Origin of the sequence: Azoarcus sp. L1K30, assembly GCF_018122735.1 — a bacterium.
Taxonomy (GTDB): Bacteria; Pseudomonadota; Gammaproteobacteria; order Burkholderiales; family Rhodocyclaceae; genus Parazoarcus.
The window spans coordinates 2241624-2267987 of sequence record NZ_JAGRRD010000001.1; the positions used below are offsets into that span (position 1 = coordinate 2241624).

The following is a 26364-nucleotide window of genomic DNA, read 5'->3' on the forward strand; positions in this document are numbered from 1 at the left end:
CCATGCAAGCGAATCAACTTCCCACCCAACGCGGCTGGCACTGGCTGCGCGACGGACTGCTGCTATGGCGCCGCAGCCCGGCGCTGCTCAGCTTTCTTGCTTTCGGCTATCTGCTGTCGCTGCTGGTCATCAGCATCTTCCCCTTGATCGGACAGCCGATCGCATCGCTGCTGATGCCCATCCTGTCGTTGGGCGTGCTCAATGGCTGCAGGGCAATCGATGCCGGACGCAAGGTCGGCCCCGAAGTGCTGTTTTCCGGATTCAAGCGCAATGTGCAGAGCCTGATCACCATCGGCGGCATCTATCTTGTCGGCAGCGTATTGGTCCTTGCGCTGACGGCGCTCGTGGACGGCGGCGGCCTGCTGAGCGCGATGACCGGGGGTGGCATGAGCGAGACCGCCACCAACGAAGCCTCGCTTCCGGTCGCGCTGCTGTTCGCGATCGCGCTGTCGACCCCGGTGGTCATGGCCTACTGGTTCGCGCCGGTGCTGGCAGGCTGGTGGGATCTCAATGCGCCCAAGGCGATGTTCTTCAGTTTCTATGCCTGCCTGCGCAACTGGCGCCCCTTCCTGGCCTACGCCATTGCGCTGATGGTTTTCGGCGCGCTCGTACCCGGCATCATCATCGGCGTCATCGGCCTGATCTCGCCGACGTTCGCGACCATTCTCACTGTACCCCTGCCGCTGATTCTGGTGCCCGTGATCTTCGCCAGTTTCTACACTTCGGCGCGCGACGTGTTCGGCCTGCCCGACGATGTCATCATCGGGCGCTGAACAGCACGCCACGGGCCCGCTCGGCCTCCTGGGCGGCACCTTCGATCCGATCCACCTGGGCCACCTGCGCCTGGCCGAAGAGGCCCGCGGTGCGCTCGGACTGGACCGCGTTCGCCTCATTCCCGCGGGTCAGCCGCCGCATCGGGGCGAACCCGGCTCGACGCCTGACGACCGATTGCACATGGCGCGGCTGGCGATCGCGGGCAACCCGCATTTCGAAGTCGATGACGGCGAGGTGCGCTCACCGCGCAAGAGCTATACCGTCCTCACCCTCGAGCGCCTGCGTGCAGAACTCGGCCCCACCCGCCCGCTGGTGCTGATACTGGGCGCAGATGCCTTCGAAGGCCTGCCCGGCTGGCATCGCTGGCAGGAGCTGTTTGACCTCGCCCACTTCGCGGTGGCCAACCGCCCCGGCTATGCGCCACATGGCCGACGCTGGCCCGGCACCCTTTCCCCCGCGCTCGACCAGGCGTGCCGCGACCGTCAGATCAGCGATCCCGCACTGTTGCGCACGTGCAGCAGCGGTTATGTCATACCGTTCGACATGACCCCCCTGGCCATCTCGGCCTCACTCATCCGCGACCTGGTCCGTACCGGCGCCAGTTCGCGCTATTTGCTGCCCGATTCCGTTCTCGACTATATTGGGTTGCACCACCTCTACGAAAATCACGAATGAACACATCCAAGCTGGAGAAAATCGTCGTCGCTGCACTTGAGGACATCAAGGCGCGCGATATCGAGGTCATCAATACCACCAAGCTCACCGCCCAGTTCGAGCGCATCATCGTCGCCAGCGGCGAATCCAACCGGCAGACGCGATCGCTGGCTCGCAACGTGCAGAACAAGGTCAAGGAAGCCGGTGGCGAGGTGATCGGCGTCGAGGGCGAGGACAGCGGCGAATGGGTATTGGTGGACCTGGGCGATATCGTCGTGCACATCATGCAGCCGGCCATCCGCAGCCACTACAACATCGAAGAGCTGTGGGCCACCACGCCGGCGGCGCGACGCAAGGCGGCTGAGGCTGCGCGTAACGGCGACGAATAGATGAAGCTGCTCGTCGTTGCCGTGGGCCATCGCATGCCCGCGTGGGTGGAAGCCGGTTTCGACGAGTTCGCGCGCCGCATGCCAAGGGAGCTCCCGCTACAACTGCTCGAGATCAAGGCCGAGCCCCGCAGTTCGGGCAAGACGGTCGAGGCGATGATGAGTGCTGAAGCATCCCGCATCGAGGCGGCGCTGCCCGCACGCTGCCGACGCGTGATCCTCGACGAGCGCGGCGCAGACCTCACCAGCGTGGGACTGGCAGGGCGACTGACGGCCTGGCAGGACGAAGGCCAAGACGTCGCCTTGATTGTCGGGGGTCCCGACGGTCTGGCGCCGGCATTCAAGGCCACCGCCGCGGAAGCTCTGCGGCTGAGCAGCCTCACCCTGCCCCACGCCCTGGTGCGTCCGCTGCTGGCCGAGGCGCTCTATCGCGCGTGGAGCATCACCCGGAATCATCCTTACCATCGCGAATGAGCGATCCAACAGGACGCAAGCCATGACGGTCATCCAGCCACGCATCTACCTCGCCTCGAAAAGTCCCCGCCGGCGCGAACTGTTGCGCCAGATCGGCGTTCAGTTCGACGTACTCACCTTTCGCGGCGGCGAACGCGGAGAAGACGCGGACGTCGATGAGTCCCCGCAGGACGGGGAGGATGTTGCGCATTACGTCGAACGCCTGGCGCTGACCAAGGCCGAAGCGGGCATGCGCCGGGTCCTGTGGCGCAAGCTCACCCGGCAACCGGTGCTTGCCGCCGATACCACGCTCGAACTCGACGGCCGGATCATCGGCAAGCCGAATGATGTCGATGACGCGCGTGACATCCTTCGCTGCCTGTCCGGTCGCACCCACCGCGTGCTCACCGCCATTGCACTCAGCGACGGCACCCGCACCCGCAGTTGCATCTCCGATAGCGAGGTGCGATTCCGCGCGCTGACCGAGGCCGACATCAAGCACTATGTCGCCACCGGCGAGCCCATGGACAAGGCCGGCGCCTATGGCATACAGGGGCGGGCAGCGATTTTCGTCGAGGAGATCCGCGGAAGCTACAGCGGCATCATGGGCTTGCCGCTGTTCGAAACCGCCCAGCTTCTGGAGGTCTTCGGCTTCACGCTGTAAGCTGTGCTGCCGCGAACACGCGGCCGGGCGGCTTGCAGCCCGCCCCCCGATGAGCAATGCGCAATCGCAGACACCTGACTGCCATTGCGTATTTCCCATTGGATCGCAGTTAACATGAGCATCGAATTCCTCATCAACTTTACCCCGCAGGAGACGCGGGTGGCCATTGTCGAACAAGGCGTCGTCCAGGAACTCCACGTCGAACGCACCGCGAGTCGCGGCATTGTCGGCAACGTTTACCTTGGCAAGGTGGTTCGGGTGTTGCCGGGCATGCAGTCGGCCTTCATCGAGATCGGACTCGATCGCACGGCATTCCTGCACGTGGCCGACATCTGGTGTGACCGCCAGCACGGCGAAGCGTCCAAGCCGATTGAGAAAATCCTGGCAGAAGGTCAGAGCCTGCTGGTCCAGGTGCTGAAAGACCCGATCGGCACCAAGGGCGCGCGCCTGTCCACCCAGGTCAGCCTGGCCGGACGCCTGCTCGTCTATCTGCCGCAGGAAAAGCACATCGGCATCTCGCAACGCATCGAGGACGAATCCGAACGCGAGCTGCTGCGCGAGCGCCTCACCCGGCTCGTACCCGAGGACGAACCGGGCGGCTTCATCGTCCGTACCATGGCCGAAACCGCCACCGACGAAGAACTGGCAGCGGATATCGCCTATCTGCGCAAGCTGTGGAGCGAGATCCGCAACACTACGGTTGGCGCCTTTCCGCCCCGACTGCTGCACGAGGATCTCAGTCTGGGCCAGCGCGTACTGCGCGACCTCGTCGACGAGGAAACCACCCGCATCCGCGTAGATTCGCGGGAAAACTACCAGAAGCTCACGACCTTTGCTGCCGAATACACGCCCAAGGTGCTGCCGCTGCTCGAGCACTACACCGGCGAACGGCCGCTGTTCGACATCTTCAATGTCGAAGAGGAAATCCAGAAGGCGCTCGCGCGCAGGGTGGACCTGAAGTCCGGCGGCTACCTGATCATCGACCAGACCGAAGCGATGACCACGGTGGACGTCAATACCGGCGGCTTCGTGGGGGCGCGCAACTTCGACGACACCATTTTCAAGACCAACCTCGAAGCCACCCAGACCATTGCCCGCCAGCTGCGCCTGCGCAACCTCGGGGGCATCATCATCATCGACTTCATCGACATGGAAAACGTCGAGCACCGCGAGATGGTGCTCGACGAGTTCCGCAAGGCCCTGGCCCGCGACCACACCAAGATGAGCATCAACGGCTTCACCGCGCTCGGCCTGGTAGAGATGACACGCAAACGCACGCGCGAGTCGCTTGCGCACCTCCTGTGTGAATCCTGTCCCACCTGCGGCGGGCGTGGCGAGGTCAAGACCGCGCGTACAGCCTGCTACGAGATCCTGCGCGAGTTGCTGCGCGAAGCGCGCCAGTTCAACGCCAAGGAGTTCCGCGTGCTCGCCGCCCCCAACGTGATCGATCTTTTCCTCGATGAAGAGAGCCAGTCGCTGGCGATGCTGTCCGACTTCATCGGCAAGAAGGTCTCGCTACACCCCGAGGCGAGCTACACCCAGGAACAATTCGACATCGTGCTGCTATGAGTCGTCCTGCCGAACCCGCGCAAGGGGCCTACCCCAACCAGGCGGTGAAGCTGTTTCTCGCCACCCGCCCGGCATTCCTGTCGGTCACCTTCGTTGCATGCCTGGTCGGGCTGGCCAGTGCGCACGCCAGCGGCACGCCGCTGAACGTGGTCACCGCCGTCGTCACTCTGGTTTTTGCCCTCGTCGCCCACGCCGGGGTCAATGTCATCAACGACTATCACGACGCCGAAAGCGGTGCGGACGCAGCCAATACCCGGCGCCTGTTCCCCTTCACCGGCGGCAGTCGCTTCATCCAGAACGGGGTGTTGAGCGCGGCCGAGACCGGCCGCTTCGGCTATGCCCTGCTCGCGGCGGTGGTGCCTGCCGGCCTGTGGCTGACCTGGCATGCCGGCACCGGACTCATCTGCATCGGCCTGACCGGGCTCTTCGTCGGCTGGGCCTACTCCGCCCCCCCGTTGAAGCTGATGAGTCGCGGTCTGGGCGAGTTCGCCATCGCCTTGGGCTGGATTGCCGTAGTCGTCGGCACCGATTACGTCCAGCGCGGCAGCTTCAGCCTGTTCCCTTTTGCCGCCGGCCTGTCATATGCTCTCCTCGTGGCCAGCCTGCTGTTCATCAACCAGTTTCCCGATCACGACGGCGATGCTGCCGCCGGCAAGCGCACCCTTGTCGTCCGCCTCGGCCCCGACGTGGCGAAATGGGGCTATCTGCTGGTCGTGCTTGTCGCCTACATCTGGCTGGTTGCGATGGTGAGCATTCGCATTCTGCCCCAGTACGCAGCCGCCGCGGCCCTGACCCTGGTCCTGTCCTTTACCGCGGCGCGCGAACTCATTGCCCACGCCCGCACACCCGATGAACTCGAGACCCCGATCAAGCGCACCATCCTGGCTGCCAACTTGCATGGCGTGCTGCTTGCCGCCGCCCTTGCCTTTTCCCGCCCCGGGGCTCCCGCATGAGTACCTTCGACGCCCGCAGCATCCGCGCCATCATTTTGGATATGGACGGCCTGCTCCTCGACTCCGAGCGCGTGGCCTACGCCATCGGCCGTGAAGCGAGCGAGCATCTGGGTCTGGCGTGGGACCACGAGGTGGCGATGCGGATGATCGGCATGAACTCGCGCGACGGTTATCGCCTGTTGCAGGAGGCATTCGGCCCTGATTTCCCGGTCGATGCCCATCAGGCCGAGTTCGGTCGCCGCTACGAGCAGGCCATTGTCGATGGCCGCTTTCCGCTCAAACCCGGTGTCACCGAGCTTCTCGACCGGATCGAATTGCGCGGGCTCGAAAGCGCCGTCGCCACTTCGACCCGACGCAGCCGGGCGCTCCCCAAGCTCGAGGGCGTCGGTATCCTGCGCCGCCTCAAAGGCGTCATTGGCGGCGACGAAGTGCGCCACGGCAAACCCGCACCGGACATCTACCTGGCGGCGGCAGCGCTGCTGCAGACGCCGATCGAACACTGCCTGGTACTCGAGGACTCCAACACCGGAGTGCGCGGCGGATTGGCCGCAGGTGCCCAGGTGGTGATGATTCCCGACCTGCTGTCGCCCGCCGCAGACGTGCTCGCGCGCGGGGTCACGGTCATGGCCGATCTCCACGAGGTGGCCCGCCACCTCGCCGCCTGAACCCGGCCGACGTACAACCCGCAACCCGCCGCTGGCAGAGCCTGATCGCGCAGCGGCATCCGGAGCCTTATCGATGATCGGACGCATTACCGGCACACTGCTGGAAAAGAACCCGCCGCAGATCCTGATCGACGCCAACGGTGTCGGCTACGAAGTCGATGTGCCGATGAGCACCTTCTACAACCTGCCCGCAACCGGCGAACGCATCAGCCTGCACACCCACCTTGCGGTGCGCGAAGATGGCCACTTCCTCTATGGTTTCGCCACCGACGAAGAACGCACGGCATTTCGCCAGCTGCTCAGGATTTCCGGCATCGGTGCGCGCATGGCGCTGGCCGTGCTGTCCGGCCTGTCGGTCAGCGATCTCGCCCAGGCCATTGCGCTGCAGGAGGCCGGTCGCCTGGTGAAGATCCCCGGTATCGGCAAGAAGACTGCGGAACGCCTGCTGCTCGAATTGCGCGACAAGCTCGGCAAGGCCCTTCCCAACAACGGCGGAATCCGTCTCTCGGCGGGATCGGAGCACGCGCCGGACGCGAAGAGCGACATCCTCAACGCCCTGTTGGCCTTGGGCTACAACGAGCGCGAGGCGCTGGGCGCGATGAAGGGCCTTGGAGACGATACCGGCGTGTCCGACGGCATCCGGGCAGCACTGAAGCTGTTGTCACGGGCCTGAGCATTGCCTCGCACAGCGCACCGACAAGCCGCTAAACTCGCACCATGATCGAAACCGACAAGCTCCGGACTGCAGGCCAAGACAGGCTGATTTCAGCCGAACCCAGCGACCGCAAGGAAGACGCGATCGAGCGCGCATTGCGCCCGAAACGGCTGGCCGAATACGTGGGCCAGGCCAAGATCCGCGAGCAACTCGAAATCTTCATCGAGGCCGCACGCAACCGCAAGGAAGCGCTCGACCATGTCCTGCTGTTCGGCCCCCCCGGCCTGGGCAAGACGACGCTGGCCCATATCGTCGCTGCCGAAATGGGTGTGAACATGCGCCAGACCTCGGGGCCGGTGCTCGAACGCGCGGGCGACCTCGCCGCCCTGCTGACCAATCTCGAACCGCACGACGTCCTGTTCATCGACGAGATTCACCGCCTGTCGCCGGTGGTGGAGGAAATCCTCTACCCCGCGCTGGAAGATTTCCAGATCGACATCATGATCGGCGAAGGCCCGGCAGCCCGTTCCGTGAAGCTCGATCTGCCACCGTTCACACTGGTGGGCGCAACGACGCGCGCCGGCATGCTGACCAATCCCTTGCGCGACCGTTTCGGCATCGTTTCGCGCCTGGAGTTCTACACCCCGGACGAGCTCGCCTTCATCGTCAGCCGCTCGGCGCGCTTGCTCAACGTGCGTATCGACGACGCCGGCGCGCTCGAGATCGCGCGCCGGGCACGCGGCACGCCACGCATTGCCAACCGCCTGCTCCGTCGCGTGCGCGACTATGCCGAGGTCAAGTCCGGCGGCGACATCACGAGTGCCGTCGCCGATGCCGCGCTGGTAATGCTCGATGTCGATGTGCTCGGGCTCGACCTGATGGATCGCAAGCTGCTGTCAGCCATGCTGGAGAAGTTCGGCGGTGGCCCGGTCGGGCTTGACAATATCGCCGCGGCCATCGGTGAATCGTCCGACACCATCGAGGACGTCATCGAGCCCTACCTGATCCAGCAGGGCTACCTGCAACGCACACCACGTGGGCGCATGGCAACGCACTCCATCTGGCAGCACTTCGGCCTCAACGCTCCACGTGCGCCGGGCACGGACCTGTTCGGGCAATAGGCGCACAGCCGTGGCAATGGGCTTCATCCTCTTTGTCGGCGTGATCCTGTGCCTGATTTATCTCGCCAACAGGAAGGGCAAGGGGCGGGACTCAAGTGCAGACACTGGCTCTTACGCCGGCGACAGTGGGTCATGGAGTGTCGGTGCCGACTGCAGTTCGGACAGTGGCGGCGGAAGTTGTGGCGATGGTGGTGGCGGCGACGGTGGTGGCGGCGACTGATGCGAACCTTCCAGGTCCTGATGCTCACCCTGTGCGTGGTCGGCGGACTCCACCTGCTGTTGCAGGCGCCCGGCTTCTTCATGCCCGATCGCTGGGACCCGGCCGTTGGCCGTCAGTTCGATGCCATCGCATCGCGCCTGCTTGGCTGCGGTTTGCTCGCGATGGCGGCCATGGCGCTGATCTTCCTTCGCCACCACTTCTACGCTGACGTGCGCCGACTGCCATCGTCGAGCGTGCAGAAATGGTATTTCGCCCTCGTGGTTCTTGCCGTCGGCCTGATCACGCTGGCCTTCAACGTCGCCGAACAGGTTCCGAACCCGGATCGTCCGGCACTTCCAGCGCCATCAAGCCGCCAGGCTGCAAACGGTCCAGATACCTAGCCAACCTGGATGGCCAGGCCCTTGAGGTATTCACCCTCGGGCACTGCCAGCCCGACCGGGTGATCCGGCGCGGCGGCCAGACGATGCAGGATGCGCGCGTCGACGCCGGCATCGCCGGCAGCACTGGCGACGATCTTCTGGAACATCTCGAGTCCGATTCCGCCCGAACAGGAATAGGTCATCAGGATACCCCCCGGCGCCAGCAATCGGAATCCGAACAGGTTGATGTCCTTGTACGCGCGTGCGGCGCGTTCGGCGTGGGCGGCAGAGGGCGCGAACTTGGGCGGATCGAGGATGATCAGGTCGAACTTCCGCCCTTCGGCATTCAGACCGCGCAGGGCTTCGAACACATCGTCCTCGCACCAGTCCGCGCGTGAGGCGTCGAGCTGCGGATTGAGTGCGAGATTGCGCGCTGCCGTTGCCAACGCCGGGCCCGAGGAGTCGATCGACAAGACGCTGCTCGCCCCACCAGCCAAAGCCTGAAGCGAAAAACCGCCCGTATAGCAGAAGCAGTTCAGTATGCGTCGGTCGCGCGCAAGCTCCCCGGTCAGCTTGCGATTGTCGCGCTGGTCGAGATAGAAGCCGGTCTTGTGCCCACCGACGACATCAACCTCCATGCGCACGCCGTTTTCGACGATCTGCAGACCGTCGGCGGGCAGCTCGCCATATGCAAGACCGGCCCGCGGCTCCAGTCCTTCGAGCCGTCTCACTTCGGAATCGGAGCGCTCATAGACTGCCACGCAGCCGGTCGCCTGCACCAGACCGGCAACGATGGCATCACGCCACTTGTCGGCACCCGCACTGGTCAGCTGCACGACGACGACCGCACCATAGCGATCCGCAATCACACCGGGCAATCCGTCGGATTCGCCATGAATCAGGCGCACCCCGTCCTGCGCACTCAGCATGGGATGGGTCGCACGTCGAGCCACCGATTCGGCGACCTTGCGCTTGAAGAAGGCATGATCGACCGCCGCCTCGGCATCGAGCGACCATACGCGCGCGCGGATCTGCGATTCGGGCGACCACGCAGCACGCGCGATCACCGTGCCATCGGCCGCCACGACATCGACGGTATCGCCCGGGCGGGCCCGCCCCTCAAGCCGTGCAACCGACCCGGCAAAAATCCACGGATGACGGCGGAGAACGGTGCGTTCGCGACCGGGCTGGAGGTGAAGTCTGGCCATGGGCAAAGATCCTGCAAAAGGGCGCCAAGTTTAGCCCCTGCGCCTGCAGCTGCGCCACTGCCAGTACATTTCCACGTTCAATCCGGGAGAATCCTGCGCGCGCGCTCTGCCGTATCGAGCAGGTCCGCAAGCTCTCTCGAACTCAACAACTGTCCAAAGTGTTTCACTGCAACCGACGATACGTACAGATGGCCGTTGCTCCGCCTGGACACCCATCCCAATTCGACCAGTCGCACGATCTTGCGCCGCACGGTCTCGCGCGGCAGGCCGGTCGCGGCAGAAATCGAGTAGGCGTTACAGGGTTTCAGATCGCAATCATCGCCATCGGCATTGCTCCCGTTGCCGGAGCGCAGCGTAATATTGTGCAGCGCGATCTCACCAAGGAGAATGGGCAGCAGAATGTCGCGATCGAATTCCTCGAACCAGCGTCGCAAGTGTTTGACTTCATGCCGGGCAAGAAGAATAGCCACATCCCGGAGGGCACGCGACCTTCGATTGGCGCGGGACGACGCGTCTTCGTCCGCCGTTTGGCCGGGCAAGGACCCCGGCTCTAAAATCTCTGATGGCATATGCCCCCTGAATATTATGTTTTGATCAGGACGAAACGCGCTGACTGGAATTATTATGTAATTTGTTGCATATCAGCATAACCCAAGCCGAACAGCGCCAGAATTTCTCGCTACCCATTATGGGGAAGTTGCGTGAAATTCATCGTTTCCTTGCCCTGGGGTGAGCAGCATCGTAGACCTTGGCGAGATGCTGGAAATCCAGGTGGGTATAGATTTGCGTGGTACGTATGCTTGCGTGCCCGAGAAGCTCCTGCACGGCGCGCAGATCACCGCTCGACTGCAGCACGTGGCTGGCAAAGCTGTGGCGCAGCATGTGCGGATGGACGTGAACACCCAGCCCGACGGCATCCGCGCGCAAGGCCAGCCTGCTGCGAATTGCGCCCGGACTCATGCGGGTGCCGCTGCGCGTCACGAACAATAGCGGGCAATCTGTTGCGGCCAGACTGGCGCGAAGCGCCAGCCATGCATTTACGGCCTCAATGGCTTTCGATCCGACCGGTACCGTTCTCGACTTGCTGCGCTTGCCGATCACCGTCACCAGACCGCCGCCGAGCGCCAGTCCGTCGTCGAGCGTCAAACCGGACAGCTCAGACAAGCGCAGGCCGGAAGAGTAGAAAAGTTCGAACATGGCGACATCGCGACATTCGAGCAAACCGTCGGCGGGCGCATCGAGGAGCGCCTTGGCCTGGTCAGGGGATAGCACCCGCGGCAGTCTCGCGGGTGACTTCGGCGCCCGTATGCCCTCTGCCGGGTTGTGCTTCAAGCCCTGATGACGGATGAGCCAGCGGTACAGTCCGCGCCAAGCGGACAGGCAGCGCGCAATCGAGCGCCCGCCCAGGCCCTGCGCATGCAAGCGCCCGACGAAACGGCGTAATTCGGGCGCAGACATAAGGCCCGGATCACGCCCCTCGGACAGTGCGTGCAAGCGGCGCAGGTCGCGGCGATAGTTTTCCAGCGTCAGCGCCGCCGCGCGACGCTGGGTCGCCAGCCATGCCAGATAGGCTTCGATCCAGACCGGATCGGAAACGGCGGCTGGCGGTCCCGACATGGAGATCAGCCGATCTGGCCCAGCAGCGCGGCGGCGGCAAGCTCACCGATGCGGCCAAGATAGAGCGTTCCCATTTCAGGGTAGAAGCGCTCGGGCTCCTCGCTGCCAAGTGCCAGCAGGCCGACGACCCGGGTCTGGCGCACCAGCGGCATCAGCGCAACCGAACGGATGTGGGGGGCGGACTCACCGAACCAGCTCAACACCTCGATGTTGCTCGGCGCACCGCAATACGGATGACGCAAGTCGGCCGCAAACAGGCGAACCCCCTCCCCGACGGGGGAAAAATCCACTTCGCTGCGTGCCAGCACGCTGTTCCAGATACGCAGCGCCACGTGGGGAATGGCGAAGTCCTGCTGCATGCTGGCAAACAGTTCATGGCGCACGCCCTCGTACCCATGCGCCTCGAGCAACAACAATGAGAGGCGATGCACTTTTTCGCTGATTTCGTCGTTCTCTTCGCCGAAACGGATCAGCTCCGCAAGCTTGATCTCGAGCTGCCGGATCTTGTCGCGCAGGGCATGGAGTTGACGTTCGGCGAGCGAAATCGCCTGCCCTTCGTGCTGCGGATGCGGTACCGTCAGCTCAGTAAACAGTTCGCTGTGATCTGACAGAAAATCAGGGTGTTCGCGCAGGTAACGTGCGACATCATCGGCATTCATCGGCAACGACTCCACTCGGGCGTGACGCCCTTTCAAATGGCTGACAGCATCAGGCGAGATCCATCTCACCCTCGAAAACGGTAACGGCAGGCCCCGTCATCAATACCGGCGCGCCCCGCCCATCCCAGGCGATCTCCAGCGCGCCACCGCGCGTCTCCACGCGTACCGGCGACACCGCCAGCTGGCGCAGGATCACGGCAACCACGGCGGCACAGGCACCCGTGCCGCATGCGAGGGTTTCGCCCGCACCGCGCTCATACACCCGCAGCCGGATGTTGTGTTCGTCGACCACCTGCACATAGCCTGCATTGACCCGGGCAGGAAAGCGCGCATGGCGTTCGATCAACGCGCCCTGCGTGTCGACCGGCGCGGAGTCGACATCGTCCACGACCTGAACGGCATGCGGATTGCCCATCGACACGGCCGTAATGGCGACCGTGTCCCCGCCGACATCGAGCGCCTGCACGACTGCATCGGACGCGGAGACGAAGGGCACATCGGCAGACGCCAGCACCGGCACGCCCATATCGACCGTCACCAGTCCGTCCTCGCGCAGGCGCGGCGCAATGATGCCCGAACGGGTCTCGACGCGAATGTCGGTCTTGTCCGTCAGACGCTTGTCATGCACATAGCGCACGAAGCAGCGCGCGCCATTGCCACATTGCTCGACCTCGCCACCATCGGCGTTGAAGATCCGGTAGCGGAAATCGACGTCCGGCGCGCTGGGCGGCTCCACCACCAGCAACTGGTCGCAGCCCACCCCAAAATGCCTGTCGGCGATGGCCCGCACACGTGCCGGCGTGAGATCGACCGCCTCACGGGTCGCATCGATGACAACAAAATCGTTGCCGAGCCCTTGCATCTTGGTAAAGCGCAGCTTCATGGGAATCCGTAGAAAGGCACAAAATGTGTGAGGATTCTCCCCCAGCGTCGGGAGATCGTCCAGCACGGCACAACATGCGAAAATGACGTACATGACAAGCAAGCCATCTCATCGACGCCGCGTCCTGCCAATATCCGCCTGGCTATTGGGCGTGCCCGGCCTTGCCTGCCTGATCGCAGGCCTGACCCTGCTGCTCGGCGACTTCAGCGAACTTCATCCTCTGCTGGCTGAAAGCGGCACCGCGATCGCGCTCATCGTGTCCGCGATCGCCTTGCTGGGCAGCGCCGCGTTTCCGGTCGCATTGCGTCGGCTGGCAAACGCCGACACCCCGGCGCCCGATCAGTAGAACTTCACCTCACCCGGCGGCCGCGTCTTGAAGCGCCGGTGCACCCAGTAGTACTGCTCCGGCATGGTACGCACCACGCCCTCGAGCCACGCGTTCATGCGCCGGGTATCGGCTTCGACGTCAGCGCTCGGAAAGTCGGACCAGCGCTCGCCGATCTCGACCACGTAGCCCGCGCCGCCCGGCAACATCCGGGTGACACAGGGCAACACGGCGGCACCGGCGACACGCGCCAGCCGCGACAATCCGGTGATGGTCGCCGCCGGCACACCGAAAAAGGGAACGAAGATGGCATCGCGCCGACCGTAATCGAGATCTGGCAGGTAATAGAACGGACGTCCCGCCTTCATCGCCTTCACCGAACTGCGCACGCCGTCCTGGCGCGCCAGCAACAATTGGTCGCCGAACCGGCTGCGGCCATGATAGAGCCAGCGATCGAGTACCGGATTGTTCTTCTGCCTCGAGTACACGCTGACAACGTCGAAGTTCATCGTCAGCCGCGTGCCGCCCATGTCGAGCCCGACAAAGTGCGGCGCCAGCAGTATGACCGGCGTTCCCGCGGCCTGCAGGTCACGCAGGCGCTCGGCGCCCTCGACACGCACCATGCGCGCCAGGCGTTCGCGACTGCCCCACCACACCACACCGCGCTCGAGCAGGCTACGCCCCACGACGCGGAAGTGGCGGCGCGCAAGCCGCCCGCGCGCCGCCGCGTCGAGCTCGGGAAAGCACAGGGCCAGATTGGTATTCACCACACGTCGGCGCGAGTTGCCGAAAACGTAGAGCACCAGTCCGAGCACTTCACCCAGGCGCGACAATACGGCCAGCGGCAACCAGTGCAGGACCCAGAACACGACCACACCGATCCGACTCATCATGGTGTCTGTGTCTCCACAGTCGCGCGTGCCGCGCGCGGTTTCTTGTAGCGGTTGTACCCCCACATGTACTGCCCCGGGCACTGCAGGATGACACGCTCGATTTCTCGATTCATGGTGGCGACGCGTGCCTGAAGATCCCCTTCCAGCGCCTCGACCGGCGCAGACAGGCGAAACACGAAACCCTTTCCATGCGGCAGGCGCTCCGCCCAGCAGTAGATCACATGCACCCCCTTGACCTCGGCCAGGCGCGCCGCCAGCGTCATCGTCCACGCCGGACGGCCGAAGAAATCCGCCCATACGCCTTCACCCGCGCCGGGCACCTGGTCCGGAAGCATGCCGATCGCTTCACGGTTGCGCAGCGTCTTGACCAGGCGGCGCACGCCGGACATGTCCGCCGGTGCCGTGCGCATCATGCCGCGCACGCGCCCGGCCTGCATCAGGGGCTCGAGCGCGGCGTAGCGCGGCGGGCGGTACAGCACCGTCACCGGTGCGATCGATGCGGCATACTGCGCGGTAATCTCGAAACACCCCAGATGCGGCGTCATGAACAGGATGCCCGCTTCTTCCCGGTGTGCCGCCTCGACCAGCTCCCAGCCCTCGACGCGTACGACCTTGGAGACAACCTCGTCGGCCGGGCGTAGCCACATCCAGGGCAACTCGAACGCCTGCTTGCCGGCCTCGGCGATGGCGCTCCGCAGCACTAGCGGATCGTCGCGACCGATTGCCTGTGCAAGATTGCGCCGCAATCGCCGCCGGTAGGTCGGTGACGAGGCGTAGGTCACCCATCCCGCGAGGCCGCCGACAAAGTGGAGGACGAACAGCGGAAGGCGGGCAAGAATACGAAATAGGATATTGACCATCACGTTGGGGCGGCAGGTTTTGGCCCGAAGACAGATTGACCTGAGAGAAACACAGCCTATAATTGTGCCTCAGCCGCCGAGTTAACTCGACAACTTGCAGGGCGGCTGTCGCTGCAAACACGCAGTGACCCACAAATACTGCTAAAGCGTCGGCTGCTCGACGAGATCCCCGGAGCTGGCCGCCACGCCAGATTACGGGGATTTTTGTTTCGGGAGTACACGCATCATGGCTACAGAGTTCCTCTTCACTTCGGAATCGGTTTCCGAGGGTCATCCGGACAAGGTCGCGGACCAGATCTCCGACGGTGTGCTCGATGCCATCCTCGCCGACGACCCCCACGCCCGCGTGGCGTGCGAAACCCTGGTCTCGACCGGCCTGGTGGTCATCTCCGGCGAGATCACGACCCACGCCCATCCCAACTATCGCGAAATCGCGCAGGACGTGGTGCGCCGCATCGGCTACGACAGCTCCGACATCGGCTTCGACTACAAGTCGTGCGCGATCCTCACCGCCATCAATCGTCAATCGTCCGATATTGCACAAGGCGTCAATGAAGGGGAAGGCCTCGACCTCGACCAGGGCGCTGGCGACCAGGGATTGATGTTCGGTTACGCCTGCAATGAAACCCCAAGCCTGATGCCGCTGCCGATCTACTATGCCCACCGGATCATGCAGCGCCAGGCCGAAGTCCGCAAGGATGGCCGCCTGCCCTGGCTGCGCCCTGACGCCAAGAGCCAGCTCACGGTGAAATACGTCGACGGCAAGCCGGTCGCCATCGACACCGTTGTGGTGTCGACCCAGCACAGCCCCGAGGTGTCGCATGCGCAGATCTCGGAAGCCATCATCGAAGAGGTGATCAAGCCTGTCCTGCCCAAGGAACTGATGCAGGGCGAAGTGCGCTACCTGATCAACCCCACCGGTCGTTTCGTCATCGGCGGCCCGCACGGCGACTGCGGCCTGACCGGACGCAAGATCATCGTGGACACCTACGGCGGCGCGGCCCACCACGGCGGTGGCGCGTTCTCGGGCAAGGATCCGTCCAAGGTCGATCGTTCGGCAGCGTATGCCGGCCGTTATGTGGCCAAGAACGTGGTTGCAGCCGGTCTCGCCGACAAATGCGAGGTGCAGGTGGCTTACGCGATCGGTGTGGCAAAGCCGGTGTCGCTCATGGTCAACACCTTCGGTACTGGCCGGATCAGCGATGAGAAGATCGTAGACCTGATCCGTGCCCATTTCGACCTGCGCCCGAAAGCCATCATTCAGACCCTCGACCTGCTGCGTCCGATCTACGCCAAGACCGCTGCCTATGGGCATTTTGGCCGTGACGAGCCGGAGTTCACCTGGGAGCAGACCGACAAGGCAGCCGCCCTGCGCGCCGACGCCGGCCTTTGAGCCCGAGCGGTGCCGGCAAGGCACCGTCACTCACGCAACGGCTGCGCCGCCCCCGTCCGCAACGGGGAACCCGGGCGGCCGTTCGCACTCTCAAACCATCTATTCCTTTTTCACCGCCCACATGCTTGAGCAAGCCCTGTTGTTCGTCTTCGGCCTGACCACGCTTGTCATCGGCGCCGAACTGCTCGTCCGTGGCGCCTCGCGGCTGGCGGTCTCCTTCGGCATATCGCCGCTCGTGGTGGGTTTGACTGTCGTCGCGTTCGGCACCAGCGCGCCTGAAATGGCGGTATCCGTCGGTTCCGCATTCAACGGCAATCCTGATATCGCCATTGGCAACGTCGTCGGCAGCAACATCGCAAACGTCCTGCTCATCCTGGGCATCGCCGCGCTGATCGCTCCGCTTGTGGTGGCAGAGCAGATCATCCGGCAGGAAATTCCGATCATGATCGGGGCCTCGGTGCTGCTGCTCCTCATGGCCCTTGACGGCGCTATCGGACGCACCGAGGCGGGCATCCTGTTCGGCCTGGTCGTCGGCTACACCGTGTTTCTCGTGCGCCAGTCGCGCAAGGCCTCCAAAGCCGCGGAAGACGCTTTCGCAGGGGAAATCCCGACCAGCAGCTGGGACCGGCACTGGAGCGTACAGACCCTGCTGATCGTCGCCGGCCTCGGTTTGCTGATCCTGGGTGCGGACTGGCTCGTAAGTTCGGCGGTGGCCTTCGCCCGTGTCTTCGGCGTCAGCGATCTGGTGATCGGGCTGACCGTCGTCGCGATCGGCACCTCGATGCCCGAGATCGCAACCTCCATCGTTGCGGCATTGCGCGGTCAGCGTGACATCGCTGTCGGTAACGTGGTCGGCAGCAATGTATTCAATATCTGCGCCGTGCTCGGCATGACCGGGCTGGTCGCGCCGGCCGGACTGCCGATTTCCGAGGCCGCACGCAACTTCGACCTGTGGGTGATGCTGGCAGTGGCCGTCGCCGCGCTACCGGTCATGATCACTGGCCGCGAGATCGCACGCTGGGAAGGCGCCGTGTTCCTGCTCTATTACGCGGCCTATACCGCCTGGCTGGTACTCGCTGCGCAACGCCATGCCGCCCTGCAGGCCTTTTCCGGCATCATGCTCAGCTACGTGATCCCGCTGACTGCCCTCACGCTGCTCGTCAGTTTCGTCCTTCACCGCCGATCGACGACGGGAGGCGGGGACTAGACGCGCGCCGCGTGAAACATGGTGCCAAGTCGCCGTTTCATTGCCGGCTTGCGCCAACCGAACGGTCAGCCGGGAAAGCCCCACGATCCAAGGGAAACGCCTCTCGTCGCGCACTCCGCGTACCGACGCGTCGACGCCGACTGACGAATGTTCGAAGTCAAGATATAATTCGCCTTACCGAGGAGCGCTGCAAGATCTTTAGTCCCAGGCTCGGTCATTTTGGAACTGCGCTCACCTTTACCCGTGCCGGGCACGGGGTGTTCAGGTGAGCCCACCGTACCACCCCCTCCCGGCCACACGTTCAAGGAAACGACATGAACTCTGTGGCTGACAACACCTTTACCGATTTCGTCATCGCCGACCTGTCGCTCGCCGACTGGGGACGCAAGGAAATCCGCATCGCCGAGACCGAGATGCCTGGCCTGATGGCGATTCGCGACGAATACGCCGCCAGCCAGCCGCTCAAGGGCGCACGCATTACCGGCTCGCTGCACATGACGATCCAGACCGCGGTGCTGATCGAGACGCTGACTGCGCTCGGTGCCGAAGTGCGCTGGGCCTCGTGCAACATCTTCTCCACCCAGGACCACGCAGCCGCAGCCATCGCGGCCAGGGGAATTCCGGTCTTCGCGGTCAAGGGCGAATCGCTGACCGACTACTGGGACTACACCCACCGCATCTTCGACTGGTCCGACGGCGGCTATTCGAACATGATCCTCGACGACGGCGGCGATGCGACGCTGCTGCTGCATCTGGGCGCGCGTGCGGAGAAGGACATCTCGGTCGTGGCCAAACCGGGCTCGGAAGAAGAGACCATCCTCTTCGCTGCCATCAAGGCCAGACTCGCCACCGACCCGACCTGGTACTCGACGCGCCTCGCACAGATCAAGGGCGTGACCGAAGAGACCACGACCGGCGTGCATCGCCTGTACCAGATGCACCAGCGCGGCGAGCTCAAATTCCCGGCGATCAACGTCAACGATTCGGTGACCAAATCGAAGTTCGACAATCTCTATGGCTGTCGCGAATCGCTGGTCGATGGCATCAAGCGCGCCACCGACGTCATGATCGCCGGCAAGGTTGCCGTGGTGGCCGGCTACGGCGACGTGGGCAAAGGCTCGGCACAGGCGCTGCGTGCGCTCTCGGCCCAGGTCTGGGTCACCGAGATCGACCCCATCTGCGCGCTGCAGGCGGCGATGGAGGGCTATCGCGTGGTCACCATGGAGTATGCCGCGGACAAGGCCGACATCTTCGTCACCACCACGGGCAACTTCCACGTCATCACCCATGAACACATGGCCGCGATGAAGGACCAGGCGATCGTTTGCAACATCGGACACTTCGACAACGAGATCGACGTCGCATCCCTCGAACAGTATCAATGGGAAGAGATCAAGCCGCAGGTCGACCATGTCATCTTCCCCGACGGCAAGCGCATCATCCTGCTGGCCAAGGGGCGCCTGGTGAACCTGGGCTGCGGTACCGGTCATCCGAGCTACGTCATGTCGTCCAGCTTTGCCAACCAGACGATCGCCCAGATCGAGCTCTATACTCGTACCAGTGACTATCCCGTCGGCGTCTACACGCTGCCGAAGCATCTGGACGAGAAAGTTGCACGTCTGCAGCTGAAGAAGCTCAACGCCGAACTCAGCGTGCTCCGTCCCGAGCAGGCTGCCTACATCGGCGTACCCGTCGAGGGCCCTTACAAGGCGGACCACTACCGCTACTGACAAGGGGCACACGGCTGCGCTGCCAGGTTGCGAGCAGCGCAGCCGCAAGAAGAAGGAGACACAGCATGAATGCCATTAGCGTGCGACATACTCGCCCGGAGGACATTCCTGCACTGATCGCGATGCAGGCCGAGGTCTATCCGGATATTCCGCCCTGGAGCCAGCGCAAGCTGCGCGAGCAACTCGATGTCTTCCCGCAAGGGCAGATCGTCGCTGAAACTGCAGACGGGCTGGTGGGGTGCGCCAGTTCGCTCATCGTGCAGTGGGACGACTGGGCCGAATCACACAGCTGGAAGGAGATCACCGGTGCCGGCACCTTCGACAGCCACAATCCCAACGGCCGCACGCTGTATGGTGCCGAGGTCTTCGTCGATCCGCGAGTGAAAGGGCGCGGGATTGGTCACCTGCTGTACGAAGGTCGCCGGACCCTGTGCCGCGCAATGAACCTCAAGCGCATCATTGCGTGCGGGCGGCTGCCCGGCTATCGGCCGCATTCGGCAGACATGAGCCCGGAGTTCTATGCGCAGAAGGTCGTATGGGGCGATTTCGGCGATCCGGTGCTGAGCTTCCAGCTCAAGGAGGGATTCAGCTATTGCGGCGTCATCGAGGATTACCTGCCGGAAGACATCGCCTCCTGCGGTCATGCCTCGCTGATCGTGTGGCTCAACCCGGACTACCGTCCCGACCTGCCCACCACCATCCCGGAGGAAATCGCACTATGATCGTTCGAATTGCTGCCGTGCAATACCTGCTGCGTCCGATTCACGACTGGTCGGGCTTCGAGAACCAGGTCCGCTTCATCATGAAGGCTGCCGGGGACTACAAACCGCAGTTCGTGCTGCTGCCGGAGATCTTCACCACCCAGCTGCTGTCGTTCATGGATACCAGTGATGTGCGCGCCGCCGTCCGCAACATGAACGACTACACCCGGCGCTACAAGGATCTGATGCAGGAGCTTGCCGCGCAGTGGAACGTACACCTCATCGGTGGCACGACACCGCAGGTCAACGACGAAGGGCGTCTGCTCAACACGGCCTACTACTTCACCCCGACCGGAGAGATCTACGAGCAGGACAAAATTCACCGCACGCGCTGGGAACGCGAGAAGTGGAATACCGACGCGGGTGACCAGCTGCGCCTGTTCGACACCCCGTTCGGCAAGATCGCCATCCTGATCTGCTACGACATCGAGTTCCCCGAACTCGCGCGCATGGTATGCGAAGCGGGCGCCGACATCCTGTTCGTGCCGTCATGTACGGACGACCGCCAGGGCTTTCTGCGCGTGCGCTATTGCTGCCATGCACGGGCGATCGAGAACCAGGTCTTCGTCGCCATGACCAGCACCGTCGGCAACCTGCCGGTGGAGGGCCTGGGCCTGCACTACGGCCAGGCCAGCATCATCACCCCGTCCGATTTCGCGTTCGCGCGCGACGGCATCGCCGCCGAAGGTACGCCCAATATCGAGCAGATCGTGGTTGCCGATGTCGACCTCGCCGACCTCGAAAGCGGCCGCATCAACGGCACGACCATTCCTCTCTACGACAAGCGCAAGGATGTCTACGAGCACCCTGTCGAAGTGGTGAAGGTCAGCTGAGCACGGACGGAAGCGCGATTGAAATCCTTCCACCGCCGTGCCGCGCGCCCGGCCCCCACACCCTCAGTTGCGCAGCCCGGACCTGCAGCCGAACGACACGGACTGATGCGGGCGGACAGCCTCTTGGCGGCGCAGGGGCTGGCGTCTTCGCGCACCGCCGCGCGCTGCCTGATCGAGGCCGGACGCGTACGCTGGGAAGGCGGACCGGTCACCAAGGCATCACTGGCACTACCGGCATCGGCAAGGCTTGAGGTCGCACCCGACGCGGACGACTGCTTCGTTTCGCGCGGCGGCCTCAAACTCTCCGGCGCGATGGCCGCGTCCGGCGTTGCCGCGCGCGGGCGGATTTGCCTGGACGTCGGGCAATCAACCGGCGGCTTTACCGACTGCCTGCTGCAAGCCGGCGCAAGTCGGGTGGTCGGCGTAGAGGTCGGACATGGACAGCTTCATCCCCGACTCGGCACCGATGCCCGCTGCGTGACACTTGAAGGCATCAACGCCCGTCACCTCGCGGCACAAGACCTCGGCGAGCACTATCCGGCGGGCGGATTCGATCTCATCGTGTGCGACGCCAGCTTCATTTCACTCACCCTGCTGATGCCGCAGTGGCCAGCACTTCTTGCGGATGACGGCGACATTCTCGCACTGGTAAAACCGCAGTTCGAAGTGGGCCCCAAGGGGATATCAAAGGGTGGCATCGTTCGCGACACCTCGCTTTACGCCGGCGTCGAAAGCCGACTGCGGCAAACTGCGAGGCAATGCGGCCTGGCCGTCCATGGCTGGTTTGACTCCCCCATCACCGGTACCGACGGCAACCGCGAATTCTTCATCTGGATGAAACATGACCCACACTGAGCTTTCGATTGAATTCTTTCCGCCCCAGACCGAAGAGGGGGCGGAAAAACTGCGCAGTGTCCGCGCGCGCTTGGCCGAGCTCAACCCGAGCTTTTTCTCGGTCACCTACGGCGCCGGCGGATCGACCCGCGAACGCACGTTCGCCACCGTCAGGGAGATTGCCGCGAGCGGCAGCGAAGCGGCACCGCATCTGTCGTGCATCGGCTCCACCCGCGACAGCATCCGCACCATCCTGAGCGAATACGCCGATGCGGGCATCAAGCGCATCGTGGCATTGCGCGGTGACCTGCCCTCGGGTGTGGGCGACGCCGGCGAATTCCGCTACGCCAATGAACTGGTGGCCTTCATTCGTGCGGAAACCGGGAATCGCTTCCGCATCGAAGTGGCCGCCTACCCGGAATGGCACCCGCAGGCCCGCAGCCCGCTGGACGATCTGCACGCCTTCAAGCGCAAGGCCGAGGCCGGTGCGGACTCCGCCATCACCCAGTATTTCTACAACATCGATGCCTACCTGCATTTTGTGGACGCGGTGCGTGCGATGGGCGTCGACATTCCGATCGTCCCGGGCATCATGCCGATCGGAAGCTTCTCCAAGCTGGCACGCTTCTCAGACGCCTGCGGCACCGAGATTCCACGCTGGATGCGCAAGAAATTCGAAGCCTTCGGAGACGACAGCGAATCGATCAAGGCCTTCGGCCTCGACGTCGTCACCTCGATGTGCGAAAAGCTCATCGCCAGCGGCGCGCCTGGACTGCATTTCTACAGCATGAACCAGTCCGCACTCACTACCGAGATCTGCAAACGGCTCAATCTCGCCTGACGCGATGAAGGGCGTGCCCCGCAGCGGGCACGCCCGCTCACTCATGCCTTGCGCTGGGCGGACGAATCGGCAATCGACTGCAATTCGGCGAGCACGCGCACGCTGGCCTCTTCCATCTCTTCGATACCGGACAGGGCATCATCCAGACGCCCGGCCCGCAATGCTTCGAGCGCGCGCTTGCCCGAGGCGTGCACGCGCGCATGCGGTGCGTCGAGGTTGCGATAGGCCGGCAGATGCGAGAAGCACTTGCCATCCCCCTCGTGGTACCACTTGCCGAGCCGACATTCGTGGTGGCTGGCAAACTCCTCGGTCTTGCGATCAGAATGGCCCGACACGACCTGATAAACGTCGAGTTTGAAGATCAGGTGATCGAGCTTGGCCAGCTCGGCGAAGCTGCGCACCGCGGCATCCTGCATCGTTCCGGCCAGCTGGCGCGCGATGATGCACAGCTCGTCCATGCTGCGCCGCGCCTGTCCACCTTCGTCGGCGGCAACCGAAGCCCGCTCCGACAGTGCGCCGATGACGCCCTGAACCTGTCCCGTCTCACCCTGAATGGCCGTGACCAGTGCCGAGATTTCGTTGGTCGCACCCGCGGTGCGTTCGGCCAGCTTTCGCACTTCGTCCGCCACGACTGCAAACCCGCGCCCCTGCTCTCCGGCGCGTGCGGCCTCGATCGCAGCATTCAGCGCCAGCAGGTTGGTCTGGTCCGCAATCTCGCGAATCAGCCTGACGATCCCCCCGATCTGGGCCGCCCGCTCTGCCAGCTGCTGCACGGACCCCACGGTGTCACCGGTCTCGCTCGCCAGCAAGCCCAGGCTCTCCGATACACTGTCGATCGCGGCCACGCTTTCGTCGGCCGCCGACGTCGACCGCGCCGCGACGCGTTGCTGCTCGGCGAGTCGATGCGCCAGATCGCCGAATGTGCCCTGCACGGACACCAGCGTCTGGCCGTAACTGCGCAGCTGGACGAACAAGGCGTCGAACAAAGCCTCCCTTCGCCGTGCCTCGGCACACGAACGTTCCTGCTCCGCCATCCGCGCCTCGAGCGCATTCGCCCGTTCGCGTTCGGATTCGAGCGCATTGCGCGCGAGATCCAGCTCAGCCCTGAGCACTGCGAGCTCGGCGCTGTTTCCAAACCACCCCATGACCAATCTTCTCCTCAAATCCGCTCAATCGGCGCGGGATCGCGTCTGCTATTGACGATATATCGTCCGTAACAGCAAAAGCTTAAGTATGGCGCATCATTTCGCGCGCGGCCTAATCATGATCAAGATACCCGCTATTACCATGGCCGTACCCATGAGCTGCGTTGCGCCGATCGCTTCGTCGAGCAGAAGCCAGCCCAGGAAAATCGTGATTACCGGTCCCAAGGTGCCGGTCAAGGACACAGGCCCCGCACCAAGGCGGCGAATCGCCTCGGACACCAGCCACACTGGCCCGACGGTACTGAATGCAGCCATCGCCAGCGCCAAACCGTACACCTGCCATGGTTGCGCCAGCGCGTCGAGCGGTCGCATGACGATAAATTGCACGATGCTGAAGATGCAGGCGAAGGACGACGCATAGGCAGCTACGCGAGCAGACCCCAGACGGCCGACCACTTGACCGTTTCCCATCAGGTAGAGGGCGTAACTCACCGCACTGGCGAACACCAGCCCGCACCCGATCAGCACTTCCGCCGCCTCGCCGGTAACCTTGAGATCGTGCCCGACGGCGAGCCCGATCCCCAGATACGATATTGCCAGCGCGACCGCCATGCGGCGCGTGATCGGCTTGCCGAGAAACAGCGCCGAAACGGCAATCACAATGGTCGGATAGAGAAACAGGATCAGACGCTCGAGCGCGGCGGAGATATACGCCAGACCGAGAAAGTCGAAGTAGCTGGCCAGGTAATAGCCGAACAGTCCGAGCAGCGCCATCCACAACCAGTCGATACGGGTAAGGGCGACCGCCGCTTGGCGACCGCCGATGGCCCCGAGCAGCAAGAAGAAGGGCAACGAAAACGCCATGCGCAGGGCCAGCAAGGTCTCGGCATCGACGCCGAAACGGTAGGCCAGCTTGACCAGGATGGCCTTGAACGAAAACCCCACGGCGCCGGCCACTGCAAACAGCAGTCCGACGCGCATCGACGCCTGCTCCATCTCCTGAACTCCGTCGTCGGCGTGCCGGGAACAGGCCACCAGCGTCATCAATACACATCTATCCGATGCGCCCGCCCCCCTGGGGCACGAGCGCTCAACACCGCCACAATGAACAGAAACCGGCTCAGCGTTTACGGCCGAGCAAGGACCCCAGCAGGCCGCGCACGATCTGGCGCCCGATACTGCTGCCGATCGTTCGGGTGACAGTCTTGGCCGCAATCTGCACCAGTCCATCGCGCTGGCCGCCGCGCGGCCCGGTCGAGCCGAAAAGGATGTCGTTCAGCGCGCCACCGCTACTGCCGCCGTTCCCGGCCGCTGTCTCGGTGGCCGCGGCGTCGCGCGCAGCCGCCTGCGCACGCAAGCGTTCGTACGCCGACTCGCGATCTTCGACCTTCTCGTAATGACCGTAGATCACCGACGCGGTGATCGCCGTCTTGCGTTCTGCCTCCGACAGCGGGCCCAGACGCGAATCGGGCGCGACCACGAAGGCGCGCTCGACCACATTGGGGCGCCCCTTCTCGTCGAGAAAGGAGATCAGCGCCTCGCCCACGCCCAACTCGGTGATCGCCGCCGCGGCGTCGAAGGCGGGGTTCGCGCGCATGGTGTCAGCTGCGGTCTTGACCGCCTTCTGGTCGCGCGGCGTGAACGCGCGCAGCGCATGCTGGACGCGGTTACCCAGCTGCCCGAGCACCGTGTCGGGCACATCGAGCGGATTCTGGGTGACGAAATAGACGCCAACGCCCTTGGAGCGGATCAGCCGCACGACCTGTTCTATCTTTTCGATCAGCGCTTTCGGCGCGTCGTTGAACAGCAGATGCGCTTCGTCGAAGAAGAACACCATCTTCGGCTTGTCCGGATCGCCCACTTCGGGCAAATGCTCGAACAGCTCCGACAACAGCCACAGCAGGAAGGTCGAATACAGCTTCGGCGAGTTGTACAGCCGATCGGCCGCCAGCACGTTGATCACACCGCGACCGTCGGCGTCGGTCTGCATCAGGTCATTGATGTCGAGCATCGGCTCGCCGAAGAAGATGTCGCCCCCCTGCTCCTCGAGCCCGAGCAGATTGCGCTGGATCGCCCCGATGGACGCAGTCGAGATATTGCCGTACTCGGTCGTAAACGACTTCGCGTTCTCGCCCACGTATTGCACCATCGCCCGCAGATCCTTGAGATCGAGCAGCAACAGCCCGTTGTCGTCTGCCACCTTGAACACCAGTTGCAGCACCCCGGTCTGGGTGTCGTTGAGGTTGAGCAGGCGCGACAGCAGCAGCGGCCCCATGTCGGAAATGGTGGCCCGTACCGGATGCCCCTGCTCGCCGAACACGTCCCAGAACACCGTCGTATTGGCACGTGGATGAAAGGTGTCGATACCGAGCGCGGCCAGCCGCTGCATGAGCTTCTCGGAAGCAGTGCCGGCAGCGCCGATGCCGGACAAATCCCCCTTGACGTCCGCCATGAAGACCGGCACGCCAATGCTGGCAAAGGACTCCGCCATCTTCTGCAGGGTGACGGTCTTGCCGGTACCGGTGGCACCGGTAATCAGCCCGTGGCGATTGGCGAGGCGCGGAAGCAGTGTGATGTCCTTGTCTCGGGTCTTGGCGATCAATAGTGGCTCGGCCATGCGCCTCTCCTGCAGATGTACGGAATTGACGGGAAATATGCCGAATATTACCCCGCGCGCCCCGTTTACGTGCCGCCGGATACCA

General features: G+C 63.9%; 30 protein-coding genes and 1 riboswitch. Of the genes, 20 read left to right on the forward strand and 10 right to left on the reverse strand.

What is annotated here, in order from left to right; genetic code table 11:
- The first annotated feature begins 2 nt into the window (after positions 1-2).
- The 12 genes from J5J83_RS10220 (at position 3) to J5J83_RS10275 (ending at position 8494) form a co-directional block, all read left to right on the forward strand.
- A complete protein-coding gene (locus J5J83_RS10220) occupies positions 3-773 on the forward strand; it encodes a BPSS1780 family membrane protein (protein ID WP_212348764.1) in 771 nt (256 codons plus the stop codon).
- Complete coding sequence (nadD, locus tag J5J83_RS10225) at positions 754-1449, forward strand: nicotinate-nucleotide adenylyltransferase (RefSeq protein ID WP_212348766.1); 696 nt, start codon at positions 754-756, stop codon at positions 1447-1449. The genes J5J83_RS10220 and nadD overlap by 20 nt, the downstream gene beginning before the upstream one ends.
- On the forward strand, positions 1446-1817 hold the full coding sequence (gene rsfS / locus J5J83_RS10230; protein WP_212348768.1) for a ribosome silencing factor: 372 nt from the start codon (positions 1446-1448) through the stop codon (positions 1815-1817). Before nadD ends, rsfS begins: the two co-directional genes overlap by 4 nt.
- A complete protein-coding gene (gene rlmH, locus J5J83_RS10235; RefSeq protein ID WP_212348771.1) occupies positions 1818-2288 on the forward strand; it encodes a 23S rRNA (pseudouridine(1915)-N(3))-methyltransferase RlmH in 471 nt (156 codons plus the stop codon).
- Positions 2289-2310: 22 nt separating this feature from the next.
- On the forward strand, positions 2311-2931 hold the full coding sequence (locus J5J83_RS10240; protein ID WP_212348773.1) for a Maf family protein: 621 nt from the start codon (positions 2311-2313) through the stop codon (positions 2929-2931).
- A 114-nt stretch (positions 2932-3045) separates the two neighbouring features.
- Entirely contained in the window at positions 3046-4500 is a 1455-nt protein-coding gene (gene rng / locus J5J83_RS10245) for a ribonuclease G (RefSeq protein WP_212348775.1), read from the forward strand.
- Positions 4497-5453, forward strand: a complete 957-nt coding sequence (locus J5J83_RS10250; protein WP_212348777.1) for a prenyltransferase — start codon at positions 4497-4499, stop codon at positions 5451-5453. Before rng ends, J5J83_RS10250 begins: the two co-directional genes overlap by 4 nt.
- Positions 5450-6118, forward strand: coding sequence for an HAD family phosphatase (locus J5J83_RS10255; RefSeq protein WP_212348779.1), 669 nt, complete (start codon positions 5450-5452; stop codon positions 6116-6118). The genes J5J83_RS10250 and J5J83_RS10255 overlap by 4 nt, the downstream gene beginning before the upstream one ends.
- Before the next feature lie 73 nt (positions 6119-6191).
- The gene (ruvA, locus tag J5J83_RS10260) at positions 6192-6791 is read left to right on the forward strand and encodes a Holliday junction branch migration protein RuvA (protein WP_212348780.1); all 600 of its coding nucleotides are present in this window, start codon (positions 6192-6194) and stop codon (positions 6789-6791) included.
- Positions 6792-6835: 44 nt separating this feature from the next.
- Positions 6836-7894, forward strand: coding sequence for a Holliday junction branch migration DNA helicase RuvB (ruvB, locus tag J5J83_RS10265; RefSeq protein WP_212348782.1), 1059 nt, complete (start codon positions 6836-6838; stop codon positions 7892-7894).
- Positions 7895-7904: 10 nt separating this feature from the next.
- The gene (locus J5J83_RS10270; RefSeq protein ID WP_212348784.1) at positions 7905-8114 is read left to right on the forward strand and encodes a hypothetical protein; all 210 of its coding nucleotides are present in this window, start codon (positions 7905-7907) and stop codon (positions 8112-8114) included.
- Positions 8114-8494, forward strand: a complete 381-nt coding sequence (locus tag J5J83_RS10275) for a hypothetical protein (RefSeq protein ID WP_212348786.1) — start codon at positions 8114-8116, stop codon at positions 8492-8494. The genes J5J83_RS10270 and J5J83_RS10275 overlap by 1 nt, the downstream gene beginning before the upstream one ends.
- Here J5J83_RS10275 and J5J83_RS10280 read toward each other — a convergent pair.
- The 5 genes from J5J83_RS10280 to dapF form a co-directional block, all read right to left on the reverse strand.
- On the reverse strand, positions 8491-9681 hold the full coding sequence (locus J5J83_RS10280; RefSeq protein ID WP_212348788.1) for a class I SAM-dependent methyltransferase: 1191 nt from the start codon (positions 9679-9681) through the stop codon (positions 8491-8493). The two genes, J5J83_RS10275 and J5J83_RS10280, sit on opposite strands and share 4 nt — an antisense overlap.
- Before the next feature lie 77 nt (positions 9682-9758).
- On the reverse strand, positions 9759-10115 hold the full coding sequence (locus J5J83_RS10285) for a hypothetical protein (protein ID WP_212348790.1): 357 nt from the start codon (positions 10113-10115) through the stop codon (positions 9759-9761).
- Positions 10116-10389: 274 nt separating this feature from the next.
- Positions 10390-11298, reverse strand: coding sequence for a tyrosine recombinase XerC (locus J5J83_RS10290; RefSeq protein WP_212348792.1), 909 nt, complete (start codon positions 11296-11298; stop codon positions 10390-10392).
- Positions 11299-11303: 5 nt separating this feature from the next.
- The gene (locus J5J83_RS10295; protein WP_212348794.1) at positions 11304-11957 is read right to left on the reverse strand and encodes a DUF484 family protein; all 654 of its coding nucleotides are present in this window, start codon (positions 11955-11957) and stop codon (positions 11304-11306) included.
- 49 nt (positions 11958-12006) lie between these two features.
- Positions 12007-12840 carry a diaminopimelate epimerase gene (dapF, locus tag J5J83_RS10300; protein ID WP_212348796.1) on the reverse strand — a complete coding sequence of 278 codons (834 nt, stop codon included), beginning with the start codon at positions 12838-12840 and terminating at the stop codon, positions 12007-12009.
- A gap of 91 nt (positions 12841-12931) precedes the next feature.
- Here dapF and J5J83_RS10305 point away from each other — a divergent pair, with 91 nt between their 5' ends.
- Positions 12932-13186, forward strand: coding sequence for a hypothetical protein (locus J5J83_RS10305; protein ID WP_212348798.1), 255 nt, complete (start codon positions 12932-12934; stop codon positions 13184-13186).
- Here J5J83_RS10305 and J5J83_RS10310 read toward each other — a convergent pair.
- Positions 13180-14055, reverse strand: coding sequence for a lipid A biosynthesis acyltransferase (locus J5J83_RS10310; RefSeq protein WP_212352982.1), 876 nt, complete (start codon positions 14053-14055; stop codon positions 13180-13182). The two genes, J5J83_RS10305 and J5J83_RS10310, sit on opposite strands and share 7 nt — an antisense overlap.
- On the reverse strand, positions 14055-14918 hold the full coding sequence (locus J5J83_RS10315; RefSeq protein WP_212352985.1) for a lysophospholipid acyltransferase family protein: 864 nt from the start codon (positions 14916-14918) through the stop codon (positions 14055-14057). The genes J5J83_RS10310 and J5J83_RS10315 overlap by 1 nt, the downstream gene beginning before the upstream one ends.
- 226 nt (positions 14919-15144) lie before the next feature.
- On the opposite strand from J5J83_RS10315, the gene metK reads away from it, so the two are divergent.
- The 7 genes from metK (at position 15145) to metF (ending at position 22517) form a co-directional block, all read left to right on the forward strand.
- On the forward strand, positions 15145-16311 hold the full coding sequence (gene metK, locus J5J83_RS10320; RefSeq protein WP_212348800.1) for a methionine adenosyltransferase: 1167 nt from the start codon (positions 15145-15147) through the stop codon (positions 16309-16311).
- Positions 16312-16432: 121 nt separating this feature from the next.
- Entirely contained in the window at positions 16433-17518 is a 1086-nt protein-coding gene (locus J5J83_RS10325) for a calcium/sodium antiporter (RefSeq protein ID WP_212348802.1), read from the forward strand.
- 173 nt (positions 17519-17691) lie between these two features.
- Positions 17692-17758: riboswitch (S-adenosyl-L-homocysteine riboswitch) on the forward strand.
- A gap of 74 nt (positions 17759-17832) precedes the next feature.
- Positions 17833-19248, forward strand: a complete 1416-nt coding sequence (gene ahcY, locus J5J83_RS10330) for an adenosylhomocysteinase (RefSeq protein WP_212348804.1) — start codon at positions 17833-17835, stop codon at positions 19246-19248.
- Between the two features lie 65 nt (positions 19249-19313).
- Positions 19314-19970 (forward strand): GNAT family N-acetyltransferase, encoded by a 657-nt coding sequence (locus tag J5J83_RS10335; RefSeq protein ID WP_212348806.1) that lies wholly within the window; start codon positions 19314-19316, stop codon positions 19968-19970.
- The gene (locus J5J83_RS10340) at positions 19967-20842 is read left to right on the forward strand and encodes a carbon-nitrogen hydrolase family protein (protein WP_212348808.1); all 876 of its coding nucleotides are present in this window, start codon (positions 19967-19969) and stop codon (positions 20840-20842) included. The genes J5J83_RS10335 and J5J83_RS10340 overlap by 4 nt, the downstream gene beginning before the upstream one ends.
- Positions 20843-20947: 105 nt before the next feature.
- Positions 20948-21697, forward strand: coding sequence for a TlyA family RNA methyltransferase (locus tag J5J83_RS10345; RefSeq protein ID WP_212348809.1), 750 nt, complete (start codon positions 20948-20950; stop codon positions 21695-21697).
- Entirely contained in the window at positions 21684-22517 is an 834-nt protein-coding gene (gene metF, locus J5J83_RS10350) for a methylenetetrahydrofolate reductase [NAD(P)H] (RefSeq protein ID WP_212348811.1), read from the forward strand. Before J5J83_RS10345 ends, metF begins: the two co-directional genes overlap by 14 nt.
- Before the next feature lie 41 nt (positions 22518-22558).
- Here metF and J5J83_RS23130 read toward each other — a convergent pair whose 3' ends face one another.
- The 3 genes from J5J83_RS23130 to J5J83_RS10365 form a co-directional block, all read right to left on the reverse strand.
- A complete protein-coding gene (locus tag J5J83_RS23130) occupies positions 22559-23662 on the reverse strand; it encodes a methyl-accepting chemotaxis protein (RefSeq protein WP_212348813.1) in 1104 nt (367 codons plus the stop codon).
- A gap of 96 nt (positions 23663-23758) precedes the next feature.
- Complete coding sequence (locus J5J83_RS10360) at positions 23759-24706, reverse strand: DMT family transporter (protein WP_212348815.1); 948 nt, start codon at positions 24704-24706, stop codon at positions 23759-23761.
- A gap of 76 nt (positions 24707-24782) precedes the next feature.
- A complete protein-coding gene (locus J5J83_RS10365) occupies positions 24783-26279 on the reverse strand; it encodes a helicase HerA-like domain-containing protein (protein ID WP_212348817.1) in 1497 nt (498 codons plus the stop codon).
- Between the last annotated feature and the right edge of the window lie 85 nt (positions 26280-26364).